The organism is Bacillus sp. NPDC077411 (genome assembly GCF_044543425.1).
Lineage (GTDB): Bacteria > Bacillota > Bacilli > Bacillales > Bacillaceae_G > Bacillus_A > Bacillus_A bruguierae.
The window spans coordinates 49,052-64,083 of the sequence record NZ_JBITWA010000021.1 but is presented as its reverse complement, the minus strand read 5'-3'; the positions used below and the strand labels follow the sequence as shown (position 1 = coordinate 64,083).

Genomic DNA, 15,032 nt, shown 5'->3' with positions numbered 1-15,032 from the left:
TATGTATTTCAAGCCGGCCATCAAATAGGAGTCGTATTAATTGCAAGTGACTATGACTATACGATTCGTCCAAAAGCAGGGACGAAACTTACAGTGAAATTAAGTGAAGTAACATTACCAATTGTAAAATAGAAAAAAGCCTCCGAATGTGGAGGCTTTTTTCTATGACAGTTTGTCAATCTAAATGCGACAGTTTCTCTTGAAACGCTACGTGAGAGAATGTTAAGTGATGTCATTACTTAAAAAGAATCTCTTTCTTTTATCCTAATTGATGCGCATGGGGTAGTATCACATCATGGTGAAGTATTATCTAAATGAATTATAGAGAGAACAATTAAAGCATCCAATGAGGTAATTTTTTCTTTTGGAATAGAAAGTTCTTTTGGTCAGTTACATATGATTCAGCGTGGTCCTTCCATACCACTTAAAAAATCCAGTGATAAAAAAAGAGGGAAGAGGCATTTTTTATTGAAGTCTATTTATAATAGCTTTTTAACCTGTTAGGTGGGACCGTAAAGTAGAGTATTAATCTTTTTGAAGAAATTTCTTTCTTATAGTACTTAGCATGCTGTACTAAAAAATTTAATTTTGAAAGGAAAATCAATAAAAATGAAAACGAAAAAAAGAATAGGGAATAAGTTATTACTTGTCAGTGCAATTTGTGCGATAACTATTCCTTCAGTTTCATTTGCGGAGGAAGTAATTTCACCTAAAAATTTCATGAGTTCTTCATGTTTGTATGAGGGACGGAATACGGATATATTGAAAACAAATTTATATCAAGATACATATAATAATCTGTTCAATTACCAATTTATATCGACATTAAAGGAAACCAACAAAAATATAAAAAAAATAGACAATACTGACGATGAAAATCCTTTTATATCTACTACTCTTTCATTTATCCGTTATATGCATACTGAAGATTATAAATCTGCATTTAATTTAACTTCTCGATCATTACAGAAAATAATATCCGAAAAATGGCTGAATAGCTATTGGAAAGAACTTCCTGCTCAATTACAAGCAGGTTCTTTTATAGAAATTGGAGAGATTACACAAAAAGAGACAAATTCCGTTCATACAAATGTAGAGATTAAATTAGTTTTTGAACAATCTACTGTACCGTTACTAATTAAACTAGATCCATCTGGAAAAATAGATGATTTTCAACTCAGTATGTCGTTTAGTCCTGTTGCAGATCGGCCATCATATAGTAAGCCTGAATCATTTGTTGATAAAGAAGTAGTAGTTGGAAGTGGTGCATTTCCATTACCAGGAACATTATCTGTTCCGAAAGGAAAGGGTCCTTTCCCAGCAGTTATTCTTGTTCATGCATCTGGAGCAGCCGATCAGGATGAAACAGCATATGCTTTAAAACCATTTCGCGATTTAGCTGAAGGTCTTGCCTCGAAAGGAATTGCTGTCCTTCGCTATAATAAACGAACCTATGAACATGGATTGAAAACAGAACTTAGTCCTTTTTATACAGTTGATAAAGAGACAACAGATGATGCTCTTCTTGTGACTCATTTCCTTCAAAATGAACCTATGGTAGATAGGAATCAAATTTATATTCTTGGCCATAGTCAAGGTGGAATGATGATTCCGAATATGATTGAAAAAGACCAAAATCAAAATATTGCTGGGGCAATTGTGATGGGAGGAGCGGCCCGTGCATTCACAGACTCTGTTTTAGATCAATTGGAGTATCGCCTTTCTATTGGAGCAATGAAACCAGAAGAATATAAATTTTACAAATCGCAATTTGAATTATTAAATGACCCTAATTTCTCTAGTCAGAATCCTCCAAAGGATTTTTATTTAGGATCACCAGTATATTGGGATTCTATCCGTAAAATTAAAGCAGCAGAAATGTCAAAGGAACAAAAAACACCGCTTCTTATTCTTCAAGGAGAAAGAGACTATCAAGTTCAATCAAAAATTGAAATTCCTTTTTGGAAAGAACAATTAAAAGAGCGAGATAACGTTGATTTTCGACTATATCCAAAGTTAAATCATTTCTTTACAGAAGGAGATGGGGAGTTAAGTAAACCGGATGAATATTATAGTCCTGCTAATATCCCTGAGTATGTTATAAATGATATTGCTACTTGGGTGCAAGGGAAATCGAAATAAAATTAGCAAACATATTTTTTAATAGCTATTTTCAGTTCTTAAGGTAGAATCATTTTTAATAAGATATATATAATTATATTTATAATGTAAATAACTATAACGAACGGGGTAAAGCTTCTTATTCAAATACTTTAGATTCTCATATCTGGGGGCATCATCCATGCCTATTGATTTAATATTTGAAAGTATATACAAATCCCCCCTAAAATGAAAAAATACGCTATTCTTTCTGTAGAATCATAGGAAAGGATGGCGTTTTTGTATGTCTATTTCTGTATCTGATGAGTTACAACTATTTGCTCAAGAAATTCAAAAATTTTTATCCCAAAATATCTTACGAGCTCTTTCTAGAGATAATGGTTTTGTGCAACGAACCAGTAAGTACTAAGCAAAAGATTTAGTCGCTTTATGTGTAGGGATGAGTCAAAATGTTGCAACGACTTCTTTAACTCATTTAATATTAGGCTTAAGATGGGAAAACATATTCAAAATCAACCGATCGTAAAAAATTTAGAAATGTTAATAAAACCAGAAATAGATTATAAAAATATGAAACCTATTTATTCAACTTTCGCTCCCTTATTCTAGATACCAATCAAAGGCATTTTTATAAAGAATTTTTTTTACGGCTTCTTCTTCAAAGTTATTTTTAATCAACTCTATATCTGAATATTGGAACGGTATCTTTGCCCTTGTTGAAGGTAGGTCAGTTCCAAACATTAACGCATCAGGATTAATCGAATAAATTGCTTTCATTGCTTCAGCAGCATCAAAGTCAATCCTTCCAAATCCAGTAGCTTTTACTCGAATACCTTTCTCTACTAAAGTTAATAAATTAGGGAGACCTTCTTTTGATAAACCTAGATGATCAATTGATACTTTTGGCAGTTTTTCTAATATATTAGTTATCTCTGGTAAGGCATTTGAATTGATATAAAGTTCTGTGTGCCAATTTACTAATTCATATACTCTTCTAGCAAAATTGTCTAAACGTGATATATCCTCTGAACCACCTCGATTTACATTAAAACGAAGTGCCCTAACACCTTTCTCATTTAATTTAATGATTTCATCATCTGATGTATCATAGGGTAGCTGTGTGACACCAACAAAGTTCTTTCCTAATGTTTGTAATGCATTTACTAAGTAAGTTTGATCAAACTTTTGAAAGGAACCAGAGACAATTGCCCCACCAATTACATTTAAATTGCTGACAGTTTGTAAATAATTTTCAGACGTAAATGGATCTGGCATATATCCTTGATTTTCGTACAATGGAAATTTTGGATCAATAATATGTAAATGTGTGTCAAATATTTTCATAGGTTTACTCCATTCAAACGAATTTATAAATAAAGCATAGCCTACTTTTTGTCAGAAATAAATTCGTTATTAATTATTACAACTTATAAGTATATCTAATTAAAATAGGATAAACATGGAAAAGATATTAAGAAAGAGTTAGAATTTGATGGGTAGTGTTTATGAGTATTAATAATTTTGTTGGTTAAAATTTTAAAAATGAACCGCTCTGTTGGAATATGTAGATTTTAGTTTTTTAAACTCTTGACCTATAAAATAGAAAGTAGAGAAGCGTATAAATATTTTAATGAATTAGGAGGATTTAAATGATAGAGTTTCAAAAATTATCGATTTTCGAATTATTTCCTGCGGTTGATGAAGCTGAGATTAAAAAAATAAAACTCTATCTACTATAAAGAGATTATTTTAGGTTGAAAAGAATTTACTGAATTAAATCTTGATTGGTCAAAAATTTTTCAAGAAGGTTGTGAAACATGTTTATCTCAATTTATGTTAGAGTGTAAGATACAAATATTGTTAATAATCAATATTGATATTGATTAAATCGAAGGAAGGTTTAGGTATTGGATGTGGAAGAATATAATTTAGTTAATCGAAATAATTGTATGAAACCTAATTATAAAATAGATGATAAAGAAGTTTCTTTTGACATTTATGTTAGCCCTGATAAAGAAGTGTGTATGATAGGGAGAATGGATAACAATTATATTTGTTGGGCTTCGATTACCCATCTTGATGTAAGTGAATTGAACGTTGCTATTTTCGATTACGTATTGAAACATAGACCTGTTATGATTTCAAATGATTATAACGCATTAGGATTTCGGTATGAAGAAGTAATAAAATGGCATAAATTCCGAATCTTCAAAACGTTTTATAGAGATGGTAGATATCGTTACTACTCTCAAGCCAGTTCTGCCTATTTAGGAAATGACGAAAAATCTTTTTCTAAATATATGTCAGGGGAAATTAATAAGTTTTATTATTCAGAGTTAGCAAAATGTAACTATCGTTTGATAGACAATAATTATATTAAAATATTGGAAGGCTATAAAAATCTTTTAACACAAGAGGAAAATAATGGATATTATTATGAAATGAAACCTATTATTTCTATATTAGAAAATGAAGGTTATCTAAAATTATGTCCAAATGAGGAAATCAGAAATATATATTTGGATTGTATGAAAGAATGTTCTAACTTATATAACCAATATATGTCATCGGTACGATAAATTACTTATAAAATAAGTGCAGCCAAGGTGAATGGTAAATTAGCGTTTAAGGTATATATTAATTAATAGTGGAATGAAAAATAAAGAAATTTGAAAGTTTAAATACAAGTGCAAAAATATCTTTGATTATAAGGCTGAATTTAATGTGTGCCTTGGGGAATGTGATATAACTATTTTATTAGGTTCAGTAAACAAAACTAAAACTATAGTTAAAATAAACAGAATTGAGATGGGTTTTAATTCTGAGGAAGAACTTCAATTTATTAAAATTAAAGAGCTAGCAAAAGAAGAATATTCCGAATTGAAAGCTAGTCTGAATTTACAAGCGTGTATAAAAAAATAAATGGTAGGAGGAAAAAACTTTGCAAAAACCATTTCATCATTTAGCAAGGGGAATCTTTATAAAAGATAATAAAATATTACTTGCACAAGCCAGAGGGTATGCAAATACTTTTTTACCAGGCGGTCACATTGAATTTGGGGAGAGTGCAAAAGATGCATTGATAAGAGAGATTCAAGAAGAATTAGGAATTAGATGTACAGTAAATAAATTTCTTGGATTAGTTGAACACAAATGGGAGAAAAATGGAGAATTACATTGCGAAATAAATCAAGTATTTGAGGTTGATGGTAATGAATTACCAAATAATTTGAAGTCTAGCGAATCACATCTTAAGTTTTTTTGGTGTGATGGAAAAGATTTGTATGATAAGAATTTACAACCTTATCCATTTAGGAAACTAATTAAAAATTACTTAAACGGAAGAAAAGACGTTTGGTGGGAGAGTTCATTAAATTTAGAAATTGATGATTCAAACAGAAACTAAACTTTTTTATTCTACTAATGGGTTTTAGTTTAATAAAATGAGAGAGGATAGCACATAATAGTCATGTATAATATGTGTTATCCTTTATTTTTCAAAACTTTTTATAATTCAGGTCTTGATAACGTACAATTTTCTTTTTTGATTTGTACTTACATCCCAGAGTGGCCCCTCATACTTTGAATCGTTTTCGTCTCCCTCATATAGTTACATCAGAACCAATTACTCCTGTATATTAAAAATTGCAATACCCGATGAGTGGACTTGATGAACCTATTCTAAGAAAATAATCAGGAATATAACCATAATCTTGATGACCACCATAACCATTATCATCAGCATAGGCCCAAACCTTACTTCCCATGTAATTCTCACTATTTACGTAGCAGTATAGGGAAATGGTATTTCCAGCTGGAATTATTTCTTTTTCACTGCTTATTGTTGGTATAGAATACATATTCAACTCCTTTTTTACTTGATAAAAATCTGCATATGTTACTGTTTGATTAGAAAATAAAATAGATCCAGATATTGCAAGTGAGAAAACGGAAAATAACACTTTTTTAAACATATGTCTCCTCCTATTAATAAATTTGTAATGCCTACAGAAAATCTCCTCATGTCTATAATGATGTTATAGATTGCTTGGTATGCATTAGGGAAGAACTCTTACTAGGTACAATAATAGTTTTTATACTTTAACAGACATGCCCTATAGTCCAAAGTAGACCAAAGAATTCAATTCTATTTTTCACACAAGGATAAACAAAAGGATGATAACCATCATATTTGTATCATATTGTATTAACTGTAAACTATTAACATTAAAACCAGAATAATAACAATATCCATATTGAGAAAATTAATACAAAATGAAAACGTTTGTTACTTTGCCCCTGGTTACAGCAACGCTGGTACTGAGCCTATTTGTAACATAGTTCATAACTTAAGGGGAATTTTAAATTAAGAGATCATTAAGCTGGGTAAAGAAATAATGAAGAATGGAACTATTGTCAACAGAACAGTTGATAGGACTACAGCTTATCAGTTACCTTGATGAAGAAGGTAACATTACTCATTTCCATCCAGTATTTCCAGAATAGTTATTTAGTATAGAAAAAGGTAATTTTTACTCCGCAAGTGCTCCTACAAGTGATGCAGGTGGTGAAGCAACAATGATATCAGAGATCGTGATTGAAAAAGTATATCTTGCACAATGGGCAACAGATTTACGTAAATCAATTGATGACTAGCGGCTATTGTAAAAGGAATTTGGATAATTTTATTGAATGGATTTATCTATGAAAACAACATTCGCACATTCAAACCAACCCACAATTGAATCACTTCAAGCTCATTTACAGGTAGGTGGATATAGTGGTTATTATCAAGTACTGGATGTTACTATTGTGGGAAGTTAGGCGCATGCCAGACGTAAACTTGATGAAGCCTTGAAGGCTTTACCGTCTAGATGCAGAATACCGAAAAAAATGAAGCAGACAAATAGTAACTCTAAAATATATGGAAAAAGTTATTTGTTTTGGAATTGTTTTACGTTTACAAAAATACTATACGAGGAGATGTAATACGTGAAAAAGTTAATCGAATTCAAAAAAGTAACGAAAGAATACAAAATAGGAGAAGTGTCAATCAAGGCCCTTGATGGTGTTGATTTTTCCATATTTGAGGGAGAATTCGTCGTTATTTTGGGTGCAAGCGGTGCCGGTAAAAGTACGATTTTGAATATACTTGGCGGAATGGATACGGCTACCTCAGGTCAAGTGTTTGTTGGTGATCAAGAAATAACAAGATTCAACGAAAAAAAGTTAACAGAATATCGTGGTGAGAAAGTTGGCTTTGTATTTCAATTCTATAACTTAATTCCAAATTTAAACGCTCTAGAAAATGTTGAATTTGCCACTGAAGTATGTAAAAACCATCTAGATGCTAAAGATATTTTACATAAAGTCGGATTAAAGAATCGTATCAAGAACTTCCCTTCCCAACTCTCTGGGGGAGAACAACAAAGAGTTGCTATAGCTAGAGCTGTTGCAAAAAATCCTTTACTTTTACTTTGTGATGAACCAACCGGAGCTTTGGATTATGTTACAGGTAAGTCTGTATTAAAACTTCTTCAAGATTTGAACAAGGAAACGAAAAAATGTGTCGTTTTGGTCACACATAATTCTGCAATTGCTCCTATGGCTGATAAAATTATTAAGGTTAAAAGCGGAATGATAGAAAGCGTTACGATTAATGATGAAAAACAAAGTGTTGAAGGGATTGAGTGGTAAACATGAAATTATTTTTAAAATTATTAAGGGATATTAAACAATCTATAGGGCAATTTATAACCTTAGTTTTGGTTATCGCAGTAGGTTCTTTTTTCTATGCGGGTCTAGTAACTTATAGCAATAATTTGAGTGCGTATACTAAGGCTTACTTTAAAGAACATAATTTAAGTGACCTAAATGTGTATTACAGTCAACTTTCCAAATATGATGTAGCTAGTTTAAGCGGAATTGAAGGCATAAATAAAATAGAAGGACGTTATACCTTTGATGCCAAGCAAGCCTTTGAAAATTACAAAACTTCCTTAAAAATTCATTCGATCCCTGTAAAGAATGGAATAAATACGCCTACTATGATTGAGGGGAGTATCCCGTCAAAGAAAGATGAAATCTTATTAGATTCTCGTTATGCAAAAGAACATCATTATCGTGTCGGTGATCAAATCAGTATAAGTACGAATGAAAGAAATTTTGAGTTTACAATTAGCGGATTGGGTGAGAATGTTGAATATACAAAAAAGAACGAAATACAAGATCATAAAACCTATGGAGTAGCTTATATTGCCGAAGAGACAATACCTGAAATTGTAGACGGCTTTTACTATAATGAAATCATTATTGATGCTAAAGAAGGGTACGACATTGACAAATTAGGTAAATCAATTGAAATACAATCCAAACAACTAACTTATTTGGACCAAGTAAGTAAAGAACGGACTTTCAATTATTCTAAAATAAGTCAAACGATATATAATAATGATTTAATGAGTAAAGTTATACCTTTAATTCTTTTTTTGATTGAAGCCACTATATTATTTCTTACAATGTCGAGAATTATAGATTCTCAAAGAAATCAAGTAGGAATTATGAAGGCTTTAGGTATAAAAAACAGAAATATCATGCTTCATTATATGGGGTATCCTGTGCTGGTAGCCATAATAGGCTCAATTATAGGATGTGTTATTGCTGCTGTCGTATTTGTTCCATTAATAACTGAGTCTAGTGCAAGGGCCTATTCTCTTCCTAACATTAAATACCCACTTTCTCTTTATTCCATCATTCCTCCCATTATTTTCTCTAGTGCTTTCGGACTCCTGTCATGTTATTTAAGTGGTAGAACCATATTAAAAGAACGTGCGGCTCAGGCTATGCGCCCTAAACCGCCAAAGAAGATGAAAAAGCTATTTATAGAAAGAGTTCCGGGTCTATGGGGTCGTATTTCCTACAGTTATAAACTTATTTTGAGAAATATATTTTTAAATAAACAAAAAGCTTTGGCGAGCTCAATTGGTGTTGTTGTAAGCACTGTTTTATTGATAACTGCTTTTGGCACTCAAGCAGCCTTGCTAAAAGTAGCTAACCAAATTGAAGATGTTTATACCTATGATTTAAGAGTCGATTATACGATGGGGACATCTTCTGATACGATAAAACTACCCTCCGGTATTAAAAATAGTTATTTTTTATCCACTTTTCCTGTTGAATTCATAAAAGATGATGAAAAAGAAAATGCCACTTTAGTTATTACTGAAAAAGAAAACAATCTCATCCATTTCTTTGACGAACATAACAATAAGATATCTTTAGAAAATAATGGTGTGCTGGTACCAAAATCTTATGCTGACAAATATCATATTTCAGAAGGGGATATAATCAAAATAAAGTTCACAGCACCAGAGCTTAAAAATAAATCTGTAGATATGAAGGTTTTAAATATATCTACACAGTATTCGAATCCGTCGTTTTATAGCACACCAGCTTATTTAAAGAACTTTGGCATAGACTACATCCCAACCTCACTTTTAGTTGAAGCTAATAACTCTACAGATCTTACAAACGTTCGTAACTTCTTTGAACAAGATCATCATGTAAATACAATTGCAGATAAGAATGATCTAAAGAAATCAGCTCAATATATTTTGAAACAAAACAGTTTTGTATTCATATTGTTTATCACTTGTGCCGTCATACTCTCCTTTGGCGCCATATATACAATATCTTCCATAAACATTTATGAAAGGAATCGTGAGCTTGCAACACTTAAAGTATTAGGCTATCAAAAAAATAAAATAAACAGATTAATATTTTTTGAAAACATTATACTAACCACATTTGCGGTAATTGTAGCTTTACCGATAAGTGGCTATGTTTATACAATTGTTGTAAAGGCTCTGTCTAGTACCCATCAACAAATACCAGATAAATTAAATATTTTTATCATGTTAGTTTCTATTATTCTTGCGTTCTTACTTACCATTGTATCTAACTTACTACTTAAGAGAAAAGTTACCAAAATAAATATGATCGAATCATTAAAAAGTATAGAATAAATTCCTTAAGGAAATGGACAAAAATGGGCGGTTTCACCCTAGCGCGAAAATAACCCGCTCCGAAATGATGACCATAATTGTCAAATGGAAAAAGCTTAGTAACACGTTGTAATCAGCTCGTTTCTCTGCTACGGTTGAACATTGAGCAGAAGGAAGAAGCGCAACTGTGAGCGAGAAGGGATACATGAAATGATATGCGGATAGAGCGTTCTGTTCGAATCAGCCGCTGACGCGAGTAGAAGCTGTAATTCTATTCAACTGATTGAGAGGCACAGGCCTAATTGCAGGAACGCTGCAGCAAATTCTGTTTACACATCTAGATGGGGTAGCACCACACATCTATCAACTTAAGCCTTTAGGCTATTTTTAAAGTTAGAAGCACGTTACTATTCTCTTATATTAATAAGAGGGAGTGACGTGCTTTTTATGAATACTAACAAAATAACCGAGCATGAAAAACAGCTAAGTATGGCAAATGACATGAGCTTATGAATAGCTGTAAAAGAAACCGTAAGTATCATGTAGATTTTAGCCGGTTACAAGAGGATAATAGGAAATGAAATACAAGGCACCTTAATTGATGAAATTGCAAATAGGGTTGTTGATACGCGAAATCAAGACAAGGTTCCAGCAAGAAGAAAATGAGACCTGAAGGATTAGCTCCAATAGAGAAAAAGGGGTATGGGAATATGTGGTTAAATTATTATTACGATGAAAAATAAATGATGAGCTTAAGGAGCTTAAGGCTTCACTTGCGGTGCGGAAAGGGAATAGTGGTTCAGGTAAGTGAGATCGCGAGGCTAGTAAGATAATTGAAGCAAAAGGGGGAATTTGATTTTTAATGAATGTATTAGCTAATATGAGCAGCATGTATAGGATTGATGCTAGTAGAGCTCCATCTACAGAAGAAGAAATGAAAGCACTTCAAGAATTTTCAACAATAGATATACCTATGGAATATATAGATATAATCCGTGTAGGTTCAGACATAGAAATTAATATAGGTAATGAAATGTATATTCGTATTTGGGGAGCTTCGGGTTGTGTAGAATTGAATGAAGCTTATTTTATTCAAAAGTATATTCCGAACTCTCTTGCAATTGGTGATGATGAAGGTGGTAGAACGTTAATATATTTTAATGGAAAAAATGAGTTTGGATTATATATAGTTGACTTTAATGATTTAGATGTTGACGAGACTGTATTTGTAGCACCATCAATTAATGATTTATTGACTAAGAATGTAGGAGTAGAGAAGATATTACCTTATTAAGGAGATATGTAAGCTATAAAGAATGATGAAAAATCTTAATGTCAAGCAGAAGAGTTGGAATAATTACAGTTCGAAAGCGTAGTCTCATTGAAAAGGGAGACCCTCTTTGGTAAACTACACAGAAGTGTGCCCGTAAGGTGAAATTTCTCTTTGAGGTATTTAAGAGGGTGGAGGGTTTGTTCAATTAGGAAACAGCTTTTATCATCCTTTTTTGGTGTCTTTAACTGCTCGTTCTCATCCCTCCATTGACATGGATTATTTGACCAGTGACATAACTTGAATCATTACTGGCTAAGTACACATATGCTGGGGCAAGTTCATACGGCTGACCGGCTCGCCTCATTGGTGTCCCATATCCAAAACTCATCATTTGTTCAGCTGGAAAACTGGAAGGTATGATTGGTGTCCAAATTGGCCCTGGTGAAACACCATTTACACGAATTCCATCATTAATTAAGTCAAGGGCTAGTGATCGAGTAAATGTAATAACGGCCCCCTTTGATGTAGCGTAATCAAGATTTCCCTGCTGTCCTTCATATGCGGATGCTGACCCCGTATTTATAATCGAACTCCCTTGTTTTAAATAAGGTAAAGCGGCCTTCGTTAAATAAAAAAAAGAAAAAACATTGGACTGAAAAACTCGTAGAAGTTGCTCACCGGTAATTTCCGTTATTCGTTCTTTCGGGAAAGATTCTGCACAGTTATTTACAATAATATCTACTTTACCAAACGCATATAAGGTTTGCTGGACCACTTGATGACTTGTTTTTTCTTGTCCTAAATCTCCAGCAATAACAAGACAACGTTGTCCTAGTTGCTCAACACGCTGTTTCGTTTCTAATGCATCAATATGCTCATTTAAATATGCAATAACAATATTTGCTCCTTCCTTAGCAAATGCATATGCAACTGCTCTTCCAATCCCACTATCTCCGCCTGAAATAATTGCTACTTTTCCCTGCAATTTGCCTGCTGCTCTATAGGTGCTGCTTTCTGAAATAGGTCTTGGTACCATTAAGTATTCAAACCCTGGATGAAATGGCTGATGTTGAGGAGGGAACTGAACAGGTATCTTTTCTGTTCTTATTACGTATTGTTGTTGTTTCATTTTTCTTCTCCTCTCAAGGTCTTCTTTGTTAACTTATGCCTAGAAAGGGAGTTTAGTTCATCCCTCTTAATTTAATCATTTAGTAATGCGTACAGCCTAATACCTGTTAAAAGTGAAGGATAAATGTACAACATCGTTATTATACTAATTTGTCTTTTAGTTTAAGTACAATTTTTCACAAACTATCTATACTAATGTTAATATCCAATAATGAAACAATTAGATTAACGCTATAACTTTTTATATACCTCTGCGTATGTTATTTTCAATTGCTTCCGTAACTGTTTGTTTTTTCCTTCCAGTTTTTTGTATTATTGATATTATCAAATTCCATTTTATTCAATTTATTAGAGCTACTTCGAGTAAAAGAAATAATAGGGAAGCAAAAAATAAAAACTTTAAAATAAATGAACATAGTGTAACCATAATAAAGAAACTTGGCACCACTTTTGCTAGTTAGGTCAAGTTTGCCATTAGAGATGGTAAATATATTGAGTAAGTGGAGGGAATTATGAATTTAAAACAATTTAATGCTTTAAATGAGAATAAGAAAGTAATATTTTTTCTAGGTTTATCAGAAAAAGTTATTCCAATTTTTTCTCAAAATGAAGACAAAGTTATCAGTAGAAATAGTATTAATATTTGTTGGGAGTGGTTAGTGAATAAACACAGTATTGGAGAAGAATTATATGATGTTTTAGATGATGAAGAAAAAGGAATAACAATTATCCAAGAAATGTCTGGAAATGATAGAGATATAGAAGCGTGGAATTGTATTATTGATGCAGTTGCTTATACTTGCCGTAAAGCTTTTGAAAATCAGAATGTTAAATACTTTCCAGAGCCAATAGAGTTAGTTGATGATAATTTAGTAATTCATTTTCTTAATTGCTTTAAGCAATGTGTTTTAGACGCAGTTAATGAGATTGAACGAGTAGAGAAATTATTACGGAGTGATAACATTATTAGTGTTAATGATTTTAAATGCATAAATAAAGAAGTTTAGAAGTAGTTTATCCCGCATTAACGGGAGATAAAAAAACTCTCCACTGATGGAAGTTTCACTTTATAAATTGGTATTAAGTAAAAAGAAGGTAGAATATGTTTCAAATTCGATATAAAATTTCAAGGAATATCTTGGATATAATTGATGATTTAAAGGGAGACGCAACTATTATAGGTGGGGATAAATCTTCTAGCAAGGACTGTTGCGAATTCTCTTAACACAATTGTTTTATCTATATGCGTAATAGATAGCAACAGTTCTTGGGTTTACGGATTAACAAACACAAATGATCAACTAATTCCAACATAGATGGTACTAAGTTGTTATAATTAATCTTCTAATGTATAAGCAAATTCCTTTTTAAAATTTTAGTACTGAATAGTTATCAACGGTAAGTAGAATGAAGTAAGCATTAAGAGAGTAAGACAATGAGTCAGTGGATGACCCGCCCCCCTGAAAGGTATTTTTGTTGTTTATATAATTTTTATTGGTAATCAGTAAATAGTCTAATCATTTTCCATACAATATGAATATTTTAGTAGTGGAAAAGACAATTAAGAGGTCTCGCCACACATCTATCAACTTAAGAAATTAATTGTTTCTTAAAACGAAAAAATGAGCAGAATTCTCATGAATAGCTGTAAAAAGGTGAAATTTAGTTATAGGGAATGTATCAAAATATTAGCTTGATGGGTATACGGCAGGACCCTATTTTTTCTTGAAACAGAACAAATTTATATAATGAGGAAATCTCCACCATACTATATATATCTAAGTATGGTGGAGATTTGGTTTTAAAGCGTTTTTGATAAATTCATATTAAGTTATTTTACTTGCTAAGCTCTCTTTGAGCTCCCCTATAGCTTCCGATGATATTTTGATAACTAGGAAGATATTTAGCAAGTAAGGCTCCAAAGCCTTCAACGTCATTTCGCCAGTCACGCTGTAATTCTGCTGCAACGCTAAACCAATTCATTAATTGGACCCCTCCATGAGCCATACGCATAAGGGCAGCATCTGCAACTTGTTTACTAAAAGTTCCTGATGCATCGGTTACAACGAACACCTCATACCCCGCGTTTACAGCAGATAGTGCTGGGAACGCAACACAAACATCAGTAACAACTCCTGCAATAATTAGTTGTTTTTTACCTGTTGCTTCAATGGCTTTAACAAATTCTTCATTATCCCATGCGTTAATTTGTCCAGGCCGAGCTATTTTTGGCGCACCAGGAAGGAGTTCAACCAATTCTTGCATTAGTGGGCCATTAGGTCCGTCTTCAAAGCTTGTTGTTAAAATAACTGGTAAATCAAAAAACTTAGCGGTATTAGCAAGAGCCAAAACATTGTTCTTGAATTCATCAACACCATAGTCACGCACTAGGCCGGAAATAAGACCAGTTTGATGATCCACTAGAAGAACGGCGGCATCATTTTTGGAAAGACGAGAATAGAGATCAGACATTTTATAATCCTCCTTTAATTCATGTAATAGAAGAA

12 protein-coding genes and 1 pseudogene are annotated in these 15,032 nt (G+C 32.4%); 9 read left to right on the top strand and 4 right to left on the bottom strand.

All coding sequences use genetic code 11. The annotated features are described in order from the left end of the window. The 3 genes and pseudogenes from ACIGHG_RS21010 to ACIGHG_RS21000 form a co-directional block, all read left to right on the top strand. Window positions 1-132, top strand: a 132-nt coding sequence (locus ACIGHG_RS21010; protein WP_396548288.1) for a CocE/NonD family hydrolase C-terminal non-catalytic domain-containing protein, incomplete at its 5' end; no start/stop codon positions are given. A gap of 477 nt (window positions 133-609) precedes the next feature. Next, a complete protein-coding gene (locus ACIGHG_RS21005; protein WP_396550376.1) occupies window positions 610-2,142 on the top strand; it encodes an alpha/beta hydrolase in 1,533 nt (510 codons plus the stop codon). A 262-nt stretch (window positions 2,143-2,404) separates the two neighbouring features. After that, a pseudogene (locus ACIGHG_RS21000) lies at window positions 2,405-2,599 on the top strand (IS4 family transposase); the annotation flags it as partial. 122 nt (window positions 2,600-2,721) lie between these two features. Here ACIGHG_RS21000 and ACIGHG_RS20995 read toward each other — a convergent pair. Beyond that, entirely contained in the window at window positions 2,722-3,465 is a 744-nt protein-coding gene (locus tag ACIGHG_RS20995; RefSeq protein WP_396550374.1) for an amidohydrolase family protein, read from the bottom strand. A gap of 563 nt (window positions 3,466-4,028) precedes the next feature. On the opposite strand from ACIGHG_RS20995, the gene ACIGHG_RS20990 reads away from it, so the two are divergent. Together ACIGHG_RS20990 and ACIGHG_RS20985 are read left to right on the top strand one after the other, a co-directional pair. Next, on the top strand, window positions 4,029-4,700 hold the full coding sequence (locus tag ACIGHG_RS20990) for a hypothetical protein (protein ID WP_396550372.1): 672 nt from the start codon (window positions 4,029-4,031) through the stop codon (window positions 4,698-4,700). 362 nt (window positions 4,701-5,062) lie between these two features. Continuing rightward, window positions 5,063-5,527 carry an NUDIX domain-containing protein gene (locus ACIGHG_RS20985; RefSeq protein ID WP_396550370.1) on the top strand — a complete coding sequence of 155 codons (465 nt, stop codon included), beginning with the start codon at window positions 5,063-5,065 and terminating at the stop codon, window positions 5,525-5,527. A gap of 232 nt (window positions 5,528-5,759) precedes the next feature. On the opposite strand, the gene ACIGHG_RS20980 is transcribed toward ACIGHG_RS20985, so the two are convergent. Continuing rightward, a complete protein-coding gene (locus ACIGHG_RS20980) occupies window positions 5,760-6,095 on the bottom strand; it encodes a hypothetical protein (protein WP_336474330.1) in 336 nt (111 codons plus the stop codon). Between the two features lie 1,018 nt (window positions 6,096-7,113). On the opposite strand from ACIGHG_RS20980, the gene ACIGHG_RS20975 reads away from it, so the two are divergent. From ACIGHG_RS20975 to ACIGHG_RS20965, 3 genes are all read left to right on the top strand, one after another. Then, window positions 7,114-7,818 (top strand): ABC transporter ATP-binding protein, encoded by a 705-nt coding sequence (locus ACIGHG_RS20975; protein ID WP_396550368.1) that lies wholly within the window; start codon window positions 7,114-7,116, stop codon window positions 7,816-7,818. 2 nt (window positions 7,819-7,820) lie between these two features. After that, complete coding sequence (locus ACIGHG_RS20970; RefSeq protein WP_396550366.1) at window positions 7,821-10,145, top strand: ABC transporter permease; 2,325 nt, start codon at window positions 7,821-7,823, stop codon at window positions 10,143-10,145. Between the two features lie 841 nt (window positions 10,146-10,986). Beyond that, a complete protein-coding gene (locus ACIGHG_RS20965) occupies window positions 10,987-11,418 on the top strand; it encodes an SMI1/KNR4 family protein (RefSeq protein ID WP_336474334.1) in 432 nt (143 codons plus the stop codon). 220 nt (window positions 11,419-11,638) lie between these two features. On the opposite strand, the gene ACIGHG_RS20960 is transcribed toward ACIGHG_RS20965, so the two are convergent. Continuing rightward, the gene (locus ACIGHG_RS20960) at window positions 11,639-12,526 is read right to left on the bottom strand and encodes an SDR family oxidoreductase (RefSeq protein WP_396550364.1); all 888 of its coding nucleotides are present in this window, start codon (window positions 12,524-12,526) and stop codon (window positions 11,639-11,641) included. A 511-nt stretch (window positions 12,527-13,037) separates the two neighbouring features. Here ACIGHG_RS20960 and ACIGHG_RS20955 point away from each other — a divergent pair. Next, on the top strand, window positions 13,038-13,532 hold the full coding sequence (locus tag ACIGHG_RS20955) for an Imm6 family immunity protein (protein ID WP_336474336.1): 495 nt from the start codon (window positions 13,038-13,040) through the stop codon (window positions 13,530-13,532). An 829-nt stretch (window positions 13,533-14,361) separates the two neighbouring features. Here the strand turns inward: ACIGHG_RS20955 and ycaC are convergent. After that, a complete protein-coding gene (ycaC, locus tag ACIGHG_RS20950) occupies window positions 14,362-14,997 on the bottom strand; it encodes an isochorismate family cysteine hydrolase YcaC (RefSeq protein ID WP_396550361.1) in 636 nt (211 codons plus the stop codon). Between the last annotated feature and the right edge of the window lie 35 nt (window positions 14,998-15,032).

What these genes read in the sequence shown, in the direction of transcription:
- ACIGHG_RS20965 (WP_336474334.1), top strand. Translation starts at nt 10,987, where the DNA reads ATGAATGTATTAGCTAATATGAGCAGCATGTATAGGATTGATGCTAGT.
- ACIGHG_RS20980 (WP_336474330.1), bottom strand. Translation starts at nt 6,095, where the DNA reads ATGTTTAAAAAAGTGTTATTTTCCGTTTTCTCACTTGCAATATCTGGA.
- ACIGHG_RS20995 (WP_396550374.1), bottom strand. Translation starts at nt 3,465, where the DNA reads ATGAAAATATTTGACACACATTTACATATTATTGATCCAAAATTTCCA.
- ACIGHG_RS20970 (WP_396550366.1), top strand. Translation starts at nt 7,821, where the DNA reads ATGAAATTATTTTTAAAATTATTAAGGGATATTAAACAATCTATAGGG.
- ACIGHG_RS21005 (WP_396550376.1), top strand. Translation starts at nt 610, where the DNA reads ATGAAAACGAAAAAAAGAATAGGGAATAAGTTATTACTTGTCAGTGCA.
- ACIGHG_RS20960 (WP_396550364.1), bottom strand. Translation starts at nt 12,526, where the DNA reads ATGAAACAACAACAATACGTAATAAGAACAGAAAAGATACCTGTTCAG.
- ycaC (WP_396550361.1), bottom strand. Translation starts at nt 14,997, where the DNA reads ATGTCTGATCTCTATTCTCGTCTTTCCAAAAATGATGCCGCCGTTCTT.
- ACIGHG_RS20955 (WP_336474336.1), top strand. Translation starts at nt 13,038, where the DNA reads ATGAATTTAAAACAATTTAATGCTTTAAATGAGAATAAGAAAGTAATA.